The organism is Janibacter sp. CFPM2_SD2 (assembly GCF_057364645.1).
This window is the reverse complement of sequence record NZ_JBNFOF010000152.1, coordinates 1-7,758: the sequence shown is the minus strand read 5'-3', so window position 1 is coordinate 7,758 and position 7,758 is coordinate 1. Positions and strand designations below refer to the sequence as shown.

7 protein-coding genes, 1 tRNA gene and 2 pseudogenes are annotated in these 7,758 nt (G+C 69.2%); 3 read left to right on the top strand and 7 right to left on the bottom strand.

From position 1 onward, the window contains the following. Positions 1 to 205: pseudogene (locus AC2W7J_RS13380) on the top strand (hypothetical protein); the annotation flags it as partial. A gap of 14 nt (positions 206 to 219) precedes the next feature. Here AC2W7J_RS13380 and AC2W7J_RS13375 read toward each other — a convergent pair. Together AC2W7J_RS13375 and AC2W7J_RS13370 are read right to left on the bottom strand one after the other, a co-directional pair. Next, a complete protein-coding gene (locus AC2W7J_RS13375; protein ID WP_485982978.1) occupies positions 220 to 981 on the bottom strand; it encodes an AI-2E family transporter in 762 nt (253 codons plus the stop codon). Next, positions 924 to 1,502 (bottom strand): AI-2E family transporter, encoded by a 579-nt coding sequence (locus tag AC2W7J_RS13370; protein ID WP_485982976.1) that lies wholly within the window; start codon positions 1,500 to 1,502, stop codon positions 924 to 926. The genes AC2W7J_RS13375 and AC2W7J_RS13370 overlap by 58 nt, the downstream gene beginning before the upstream one ends. A gap of 89 nt (positions 1,503 to 1,591) precedes the next feature. Between AC2W7J_RS13370 and AC2W7J_RS13365 the strand changes: the two genes are divergently transcribed. Beyond that, a tRNA-Ala gene (locus tag AC2W7J_RS13365) sits at positions 1,592 to 1,667 on the top strand. A 58-nt stretch (positions 1,668 to 1,725) separates the two neighbouring features. Here the strand turns inward: AC2W7J_RS13365 and AC2W7J_RS13360 are convergent. From AC2W7J_RS13360 to AC2W7J_RS13350, 3 genes and pseudogenes are all read right to left on the bottom strand, one after another. After that, a complete protein-coding gene (locus tag AC2W7J_RS13360) occupies positions 1,726 to 2,808 on the bottom strand; it encodes a tyrosine-type recombinase/integrase (RefSeq protein ID WP_485982974.1) in 1,083 nt (360 codons plus the stop codon). Beyond that, positions 2,805 to 3,014: a helix-turn-helix transcriptional regulator gene (locus AC2W7J_RS13355; protein ID WP_084451355.1), complete on the bottom strand. Its 210-nt coding sequence runs from the start codon at positions 3,012 to 3,014 to the stop codon at positions 2,805 to 2,807. The genes AC2W7J_RS13360 and AC2W7J_RS13355 overlap by 4 nt, the downstream gene beginning before the upstream one ends. Before the next feature lie 15 nt (positions 3,015 to 3,029). Then, positions 3,030 to 4,414: pseudogene (locus AC2W7J_RS13350) on the bottom strand (replication initiator). A 627-nt stretch (positions 4,415 to 5,041) separates the two neighbouring features. Between AC2W7J_RS13350 and AC2W7J_RS13345 the strand changes: the two are divergent. Further along, positions 5,042 to 5,719 (top strand): hypothetical protein, encoded by a 678-nt coding sequence (locus AC2W7J_RS13345; RefSeq protein ID WP_485982971.1) that lies wholly within the window; start codon positions 5,042 to 5,044, stop codon positions 5,717 to 5,719. 34 nt (positions 5,720 to 5,753) lie between these two features. Here the strand turns inward: AC2W7J_RS13345 and AC2W7J_RS13340 are convergent, their stop codons facing one another. Further along, the gene (locus tag AC2W7J_RS13340) at positions 5,754 to 6,755 is read right to left on the bottom strand and encodes an MFS transporter (RefSeq protein WP_485982970.1); all 1,002 of its coding nucleotides are present in this window, start codon (positions 6,753 to 6,755) and stop codon (positions 5,754 to 5,756) included. A 262-nt stretch (positions 6,756 to 7,017) separates the two neighbouring features. Further along, positions 7,018 to 7,644, bottom strand: a complete 627-nt coding sequence (locus tag AC2W7J_RS13335; protein WP_485982968.1) for an ArsR/SmtB family transcription factor — start codon at positions 7,642 to 7,644, stop codon at positions 7,018 to 7,020. Positions 7,645 to 7,758 lie beyond the last annotated feature (114 nt).

The window sequence follows — 7,758 nt, the reverse complement described above, 5'->3', positions numbered from 1 at the left end:
CCCGATCGTCGAGGCCGAGCCGGAGCCGGGCACCTGGCAGCCCACCCCCGTGCCGCGCCCCGTCTACACGATGAAGGCTGCCGCCCACCGTCCCGAGCCGGCCCCGATGGCGGCTCCGGCCGCGCCGGCCGTGCCCGCCGACGACGTGCCGCAGGTCATCGACGTCGAGGACGACGAGCTGCCGGCCATCGCGGGCTGGGGCTGACCCCCCTTCGTCCCTCAGACGTCGTAGGGGGACTCTCCCGGGTCGAGCTCGGCCCGCTCGTCCGCCTCGGCGACGTCCTCACGGATCTCCGCCGCCTCGGCAGGTGACTCCACGAGGTCTGACGGTTCGTCGGCGTCCTCCGGCACGGGGTCGAGGAGGTTGTGGCCGACGGCGTTGAGCACGGCCGCGGTCGGGACCGCGACGAGAGCACCGATGACGCCGCCGACGATGATGCCCGTCGCGATGGCGAGGATGACCGCGAGCGGGTGGACCCGCACGGCCCGGCCGAGGAGCAGGGGCTGGAGCACGTGCGACTCGAGCTGCTGCACCGCGACGACGACGCCGAGCATGATCAGGGCGGTGATCGGCCCCTTGGCGACGAAGGCCAGGACGACCGCGACGAAGCCGGACAGCAGCGCGCCGACGATCGGGACGAAGGACCCCACGAAGACGAGCAGCGCGATGCCGGAGGCGAAGGGGACGCCCAGCAGGAGCGCGCCCAGCCCGATGCCGAGGGCGTCGGTCGCGGCGACGAGGATCGTCGCGCGGGTGAAGGCCTTGAGCTGGTTCCACGCGATGGCGCCCGAGGAGAGGACCTTGGCGCGGGCGCCGCGGGGGAAGAGGCGCACGATCCACGCCCAGATGCCCGGGCCGTCGTAGAGGAAGAAGAAGAGCGAGAACATCGCGAGGAAGAAGCCGGTGAGCAGGTGGCCGACGGTCAGGCCGGCCTGGGTCGCCCGGCGCCGACGTCCTGCTGCTGGCTGACCTTGGCCCACTGGTCGGTCAGCCAGGTCGTGATCTGGCCCTCGGTGAGGCCGAAGGTGTCGACGATCCACTGGCGCGACTGGTTCACGCCCTGGGTCACCTGCCCGACGATGTCGCCCAGCTGGGTCGTGAACTGGTTGCCGACGAAGCTGAAGAGCGCGACGAGGACCGCGAGCGTGCCGAGCACCGTGACGCCCGCGGCCAGCCCGCGAGGCAGGACGATCCGCAGGCGCTGGTAGAGCGGCTCGAGCAGAGCCGCGAGCAGCAGCGCGATGATGACCGGGAAGACGACCTCGGAGAGCTTCGAGATGAGCCACAGCAGGGCGAGGACCCCGACGCCGATGATCAGCGAGCGCCACACCCACTCCGAGGCCGCGCGGAAGGTCGGGGGCACCGTCGGCGGGGCCGACGGTGTCGGCGGCGTGGTCTGGATGACGATCTGCCGCTCCGGCGGCGGAGCCGCCGGCAGCTGGGGCAGGCGGCGGGTGATGCGGGGCAGCCGCACCCCCTTCGGGCGGCGCTGGTCGCTCATGCGGCTCCTCACAGGTCCATGGTCCGCCGACTCTAGTCGCCCGGATTGCGAGCCTCGGCCACCCCGGTGTTATGGTTGCCGTCGTTCTCGGGGCTGTGGCGCAGTTGGTAGCGCGTCTCGTTCGCAATGAGAAGGTCAGGGGTTCGAATCCCCTCAGCTCCACCACTGGGACACCCCGGCCGACCAGCGAAAACGCTGGAAAATCGGCCGGGGTTTCGCTTTGTCATTCCGACCCCGCCTCGCGATGTGTCCCCCCGGTGCCCCCCGGCGTGGCATTCAGCCGGTCCAGACCCGCTCGGTCTGCGCCCGTGCCGAGGAAGTGCAGGTACCTGTTCGTCGTCGCGATGGACTCGTGACCCATCCACGCCTGCACGGTCCCGGGGTCGACTCCACGGCTCAGCCAGAGGCACGCCGCGGTGTGCCGCAGGTCGTGGATCCGGCGGCCCCGACCCGTGGTCGGCCAGTGGACCGAGCGAAGCACAGCAGAGCGGTGCAGCTGCGCCCCTCGCTCGGTCGTGAAGAGCAGGTCCCCTTGGGCCTTGCCCTCCGACAGCCGCAGCACGATCGGCAGCACCCGGTTGGCCAAGGGCACTCGACGCGACCGCCGCCCCTTGGTGGCCTTCACTGCCTGACCCTCCGGCTGCGAGCGTCGGACGAGCAGACCGGGAGTCGGGACCTGCATGACGTCCTCGACCCGCATCGCCCGAGCCTCCGCCCACCGCAAGCCCGTCCAGGCCAGCACCAGCAGCAGGTCCGCGAGATGCGGCGAGGCCGTGGCCCAGGCGGCGTGGACCTCCTCGAGGACCTCCTCGGTGAAGGGATCCATCTCCTCGACCTCGCCGGACTGCTTCGGCACCGTCACACCCATGACCGGGTTGGCCAGAACGATCTTCTCGCGCACGCACCATGCGAAGAAGGAGGAGAGGCTGGCTCGGAAGCGTCTGACCGAACTCTCGGCAAGACCGTCAGAGAGGAGGCTCTCGAAGGAGCGCGCGACCTCCCGACCCGAGACCGCTGACACGTGCAGCGCCAGCATGCTCGTCGGCATCAGCCGCAACAGGTCCTGGTCTGCCCGATAGGTCTTCGCGGCCACCGTCGTGCGCCGGACCTCGAGCCACTGCACCACGAGGACGCGGACCCGCTGCCGACCCGCCCGGGGGTCGACACCACCGGACAGCGCTGCACGTTCGCGCGCCAGCCACGCCTTGGCCTCTCGCTGGGTGTCGAAGACACGGCTGGCGACGTTGACCCGTCCGCTCTTCAACTTGGCCCGGAAGCGCCCGTTCGGGGTCTTCTGGATGCTCACGCCGCCGCCTTCCTCAGCCACGCGTCGACGTCCTCGCGGCGGTACCGCGGGATGAAGGGGGACAGCCACGTCACGCGCGGCCCCTCCCCGGAGTGCCGCCAACGGCACAGCGTCGACGGCGAGACCTGCACCGCTCGCGCCACGTCCTTGGTGGTCAGCAGCCGAGGCAGTTCGGCCTCGTCTGGCGTCGGCGTGCTCTGGTCCATGTTCTTCCCCTGTCTCTAGTGTCCACGTCGGGTGGTGCGTCGTTGGGCTTTCCACAGGTCGTATTCGCGGGAGCGCGCGGCGACGGCGAGGGCGAGGGCTTCTTCGGTGTCGTCGCGCCAGCCGGTGCCGGCGTAGGTCCAGGACGCGATGACTTGGGTGGTGGTGTCGGCGTCGTCGGCCAGGAGGCGGGATTCGAGGTCGCGGGTGTCGATGGGGGTGCCGGTGCGTCGGGACTGGGCGGCGAGTTCTTGCCAGCGTGATCGCGCGCGGCGTAGTGCTCCGAGGGTGATGGAGTAGCGGCGGGACTTGGTGCCGAAGTGTCCGCGGAAGCCGAGGCAGCGCACCCATTTGTGCATGCGGCGGTAGTCGTGCTGGGGGGCGTGGAAGGCTGCGGCGCGCTGGGCCATCTGACGGCACTGGTGTTGCAGGGCGATGATGTGGGGCCGGTTTTGTCCGTGGCCGTGCAGACTGCCGGAGTCCTTGGTGGAGTACTTGGCGAGGTATCCGGCGACTTGGCCGGGGGTCAGTGGGCCGGTGGGGTCGTCGGTGCGGGTCCCGGCGCGCACGGTGCGCACGTCGACCTGGGCCCCGAACGCGAGGACGCGGGGCGTGTCGTCGTGGTCGACGGGTTCGGCCAGGACGGTCACGGTCGGGACGACGTCGCGGACGAGGTCGGCGAGGTCGTGGCCGGTGAGGGTGGCCGGGGCGGGGGAGCCTGTGCCTGCGGCGGAGGGTCCATCGAGACGGATGAGGGCGTGAAAGTGGATCAGTCCGCGGGTCTGGTACTCGGCGACCTTGGCGTACTGCACGGATGCGTGCTCGCTCAGGCGGCCCTCTGGGACGTGCAGGTGGTGGGCGATGCTGCGGCGTAGCGCGATGGTGAAGCGGCGCCACAGCTCGGGGGCGTGCCATTGCCACATCACGGCCGAGGCGGTGTCGTGGCAGTCGGAGCACAGCGGGGACCCGTTGGCGTGGTCGTCTTCGTCGTGCACAAGCCCGCACCACGTGGGCCGCGTGAGGGCAGCGTGTTGGTCGTCGCGAGTCGCGGGCGGCAGGCACGTCCGCGGCGGTGCCCGTGGACGGGCCCGAAGGAGGGGGCGGTGAGGGTGACGAAGAGCAGGGGGTTGTCGCGGACGTGTGCGGGGACGGTCTTGCCGCCGTTGATGCCGGCGTGGATCAGGGCGTAGGTGTCTCTGGCGTAGACGCGGGAGCAGGCGGGGCAGGCCGACGCGCGGCGGTTGCCGCAGGGGCGGTGCAGGACGCCGAAGGGCAGGTCGCGGGTGTCGAAGGTGGAGAGGACCTGCCCGGTGGTGGTCTCGACCGTGGTCGTGGAGCCGGCCAAGCGGATGGGGTGGGCGCAATTGCCGGTGCCGGCCAGGGCATCGAAGAAGGCGTCCATGGTGCCGTCGGCGATGCGTGAGGAGAGCAGCTCGGGGGTGCCGGCGCGGGTGAGGGCTGGCACGTCGAGCGGGGCGTCTTCGCTGAAGCCGGGGAAGCGGTCCGGGCCGGCAGGGACGGGCCTGGTGTCGGTGTGCACGGTCCCTCCCAACCAGAAGGGTGTGCCGCGTGAACGGTGCTGCTGGCCTTGGGTTCACGCGGCACACCCGGACTGTGGGAAGTGCGGCAAGGGAAGAAGTCGAATCTTCCGGCGCCGCAAGGCCGCTCAACGCCGGACGCAGCCACCACGATGGGGTGGGTGCGGGCGCGGATCTGTCGAGTGTGTGTAGCGGCCATCTGTCATGCGAGCGCACTGGGCCCGAGGCTGGGGAGCCGACCCCCAAGGGAAATATCCCGTTCGTATGTGAATGTCGATCCGCGCTATCAACGTTGCCGCCCGCAAATGGCTGACGCATCTTTCGCGGCAATCCTTGACCAAACCCTGACTCTTCGGTGATGATCTGGCCATCCACGTGACCCGCGCAGCCGTCTGCCCTGAGTTCGCCACGTGCCGAACGCTTGTGTTGAGGAGGGGAACGTGCCGTCAGTCAATGATCGCGCCCTAGCTGCGGGGGACCCGAGTGCCAGCATGGATGCGCTGGTCGACGCAGCCCATGACCGATCTCCGAAGGTGCGGACCGCGGCGGCGGAGAACCCTTCAACGCCGCCGGACGTCCTAGCGCGGCTCGTCGAAGATGACCGATGGCAAGTCCGGTTTGCGGTGGCGGAGAACCCGAGCCTAGAAGCGTGCCGAATTGCCTTGTCGTGCACGGACCCCGATGTTCGAGGTCTCGCGGCACAACGTGACGACGTGAGCTCGGCACAGGTTGAGCAGATCCTGGAGGACCCCGCCCACTCGGTCAGAGAGCGGCTAGCGGAGGCGGCTACCGATGAAGGAGTTCTCCGGCGTCTGGCGAATGACCCCCATCCCCTGGTCAGGGCCAGCGTCGCGCTGAACGATGCGGTGCCCGTTGACGTCCTTCAGGCCCTCGCGCAGGACGGGCGTGCCCGCGTCAGGTCCGCCGCTGCTGCCTCCCGTCGCCTGCCGTACGAGGCACTGACGCCGATGGCGAATGACCGCTCTGTTGAGGTTCAGTGGCGTGTCTTGGTCAGCAACCCTGAGCGGCTCGACCTCGCGGCCGAGATCGCCGAACACCCGGACACCATGAACGCCGACCAGGCGCGAACCCAGCTTCAACACCCTGAAGACTTCGTCTGGCCCCAAGTTGACCATCGAGGGATCGATCGGGGCTCGCGCGACCACTAGGAGATTGCCCGTGGCTATCGCAAGGTGAGTGACTTCAACGCACTGATCCTGATGTGAGCGTGGTTGGCGAACTGGAGAGGCGCTGTAGGCGACGCACGCTGGGGACGAGCAGGGTTGCTAGGGCGGTGGTGGCGTAGACGATGGCGGAGATGACGAGCACTGTCGCCACGTCGGCCCGGGTGCCGAGCCAGCCGTAGAGCAGGGTGCCGGCCGGGATGGCGATGAATGACCCGAGCATGTCGAAGCTCGCGACGCGTGACAGGGCATCCGGGGGGACCTGTTCCATCAGAGCGGTCCGCCAACCGGTCCCGAAGATCTCTATGCCTGCTCCCCCGAGCACTGCTGCGGTCGCGAGGAACCACGCCTCGGGCCTGAAGCCGAGCAGGCCAAGCGGGATCGCCATGACAGATACGCCCACCATGCCCTGCCGGAGTGGCCGGTTCAGAGGTAGCCGCATCAGGAGCAGCGTCATCCCAATGGCACCGACGGCTTGGGCGCTGACGGCCAGTCCCCAGCCGCGTGCCCCCAGGTGTGGGCTGGCGTTGGCGATCACTGGCCCGAGAACACCCCACGCGCCGGCTTGGATCGCGTTGATGACACCGAAGGCCGCGATGACCGCCCACAACCAGGTCCGGCTGCGCACGTGGGTCCAGCCCTCACGCAACTGTCCGAAGAACGAGACCGACTCACTCGAGCCCGTCGCGACCGTGCGAGGCGGCAGGTGGACGCGGGCCAACGCGAGGGTCGCGAGCAGAAAGGTGGCGGCGTCGGCGATGATCGCCCAGCCTGGCCCTGCCGTTGCGACCAGCAAGCCGCGATCGCCGGCCCAAAGGACCATCGAGCCGCGGCGTCCGAAGGCCATGATCGCGTTGGCCTGTTGCAGGTGCTCTCGGGTAACGAGCTGGGGGACGACCCCCTCAGTGGCGGCATGCCGAATGCCGATGCGGCGCCACCAATGGCCACGAGGACCACGAGCGCCGTGATGGTGGCCCGGTCGGTGATCACCAGTGCCCCGACGGTGCCCTGGGCCAGGCAACTCACCACGTTGGAACCTTGAAGGACCAGGGTGCGCGGGTACCTGTCAGCGGCGAGACCACCGACGAGCACGAATGCCACCTGCGCACCGATGTAGGCCGCGAGCACCTGACTCAGCGCTTGGGCGGAGCCGGCGACATGCAACACGGCGAATGCCAACGCGACCGGTGCCATGCTGGTGCCCAAAAGGTCCACTGCGTCTGACGTGCAGAACCAGCGGAAGTGGCGATCTCGTAGGACGGCTAGGGGATGGCCTGCCCGACTCACGCGTCCTCCAGGCCGTCGCGCATCTCGAACAGCGTCGAGGTGAACGAGGTCCGCAGCGCGCCTGGGGAGTGTGCCGGCAGTGCGCTGGTGTGGGCCAGCAGCGATGCTTGGTGCACCAGTTCCACGACCTGTTCCCACACCTGCGGCTCGAGCCACAGCTCGGCGTCCGTGCCGGTCACATTGCCACCCGGCTGCCGCAGGGCAAATCGACGCCGCAGCTCGGTGGCGTACGCCTCCACCACAAGTGCCTGCTCGTCCGTAGGTGGTGAGCTCGAGCTCCCGCCCGCCCCCGTCGGCTCGTCCAGGCCCGGCAGGTAGCGGTACTTCTTCGCTCGGCCTCCCCGCACCTTTTCCACGCCCGTCTCGACGACCTGACCCGCCCTCGCCAAGACGCGCACGTGGTAGCTCGCGTTCGCCTGCGTGAGGTCCAGAGCGCGGGCGATGTCCGCAGCACTCATGTCCTCACCCGTCAGGAGCGACAGAATCTGCAGCCGAACCGGGTGGGCCACCGCACGAAGACGCTGAACCCCTTCATCCTCCAAAGACATGTTGGGCAGTTTGCCGACATCCCGTTCCGCCGTCAAACAGATCTTTGGTGGTCCGATAGTCACTGCTGGCAACATTGGCAGCGGACCTGGCAGTCAGAACGCATATCGTGAGGACTTTCTCTACTGACTCAAGGCGGGCCTTCTGGCCGCACTCGGCCGGCCGACTTCGGCCGTCTCCGGTGCCGCCCG

Coding starts and splice junctions, on each gene's coding strand:
- AC2W7J_RS13370 (WP_485982976.1), bottom strand. CDS start 1,502: ATGAGCGACCAGCGCCGCCCGAAGGGGGTGCGGCTGCCCCGCATCACC.
- AC2W7J_RS13355 (WP_084451355.1), bottom strand. CDS start 3,014: ATGGACCAGAGCACGCCGACGCCAGACGAGGCCGAACTGCCTCGGCTG.
- AC2W7J_RS13345 (WP_485982971.1), top strand. CDS start 5,042: ATGGATGCGCTGGTCGACGCAGCCCATGACCGATCTCCGAAGGTGCGG.
- AC2W7J_RS13335 (WP_485982968.1), bottom strand. CDS start 7,644: ATGTTGCCAGCAGTGACTATCGGACCACCAAAGATCTGTTTGACGGCG.